This window comes from Marinobacter sp. CH_CUG1437-1 (assembly GCF_037029655.1).
Classification (GTDB): Bacteria; Pseudomonadota; Gammaproteobacteria; order Pseudomonadales; family Oleiphilaceae; genus Marinobacter; species Marinobacter salsuginis.
This window is the reverse complement of sequence record NZ_JAYMEW010000018.1, coordinates 1-878: the sequence shown is the minus strand read 5'-3', so window position 1 is coordinate 878 and position 878 is coordinate 1. Positions and strand designations below refer to the sequence as shown.

Here is an 878-nt window from a genome sequence, read left to right as displayed (position 1 = left end):
GTCCCCGTTCATGGTGTGCCATCTTGATTATTGCACACCAGTAAAAGTTATTTACTGAGAGCGGTCATTATCAATCAGATCACTATAAATACAATGGGCACTTCGATCGGGCGGCGCCCGCCCTTCCTGTATACCGATGGAGAACACTATGGCTGAAATGATCAAATCAAAAGCGGCAATTGCCTGGGGCCCCGGTCAGCCACTGTCCGTTGAAGAAGTGGATGTCATGCCCCCGAAAGCGGGAGAAGTGAGAATAAAAGTGATGGCAACGGGTGTCTGCCACACCGATGCCTTCACCCTCTCCGGAGAAGATCCCGAGGGCAACTTTCCGGCCATCCTTGGTCACGAGGGCGGCGGAATTGTAGAAGCGGTCGGCGAAGGAGTCACCAGTGTGGCGATCGGCGATCACGTCATTCCGCTCTATACCCCCGAGTGTGGCGAGTGCAAATTCTGCCTGTCTGGCAAAACCAACCTGTGCGGGAAAATCCGCGAAACCCAGGGCAAAGGACTCATGCCCGATGGCACCAGCCGTTTCTACAAGGACGGCCAGCCCATTCATCATTACATGGGTTGCTCGACCTTCTCCGAGTACACCGTTCTGCCGGAGATTTCACTGGCGAAGGTCAACAAGGAAGCCCCGCTGGAAGAGGTCTGCCTGCTCGGCTGTGGCGTCACCACCGGCATGGGCGCGGTCATGAATACCGCGAAGGTGGAAGAAGGCGCCACGGTGGCCATTTTCGGGCTCGGCGGCATCGGCCTGTCTGCGATTATTGGTGCGACCATGGCCAAGGCGAGCCGAATCATTGGCATCGATATCAATGACAGCAAGTTCGACCTGGCACGACAGCTTGGTGCAACCGACTGTATCAATCCCAAAG

The 878-nt window shown here is 55.9% G+C and carries 1 protein-coding gene; it reads left to right on the top strand.

Going from position 1 to position 878, the window contains the following annotated elements:
* Window positions 1-157: 157 nt before the first annotated feature.
* A partial coding sequence (locus tag WA411_RS19070) for an alcohol dehydrogenase catalytic domain-containing protein (RefSeq protein ID WP_336119314.1) occupies window positions 158-878 on the top strand: 721 nt, incomplete at its 3' end.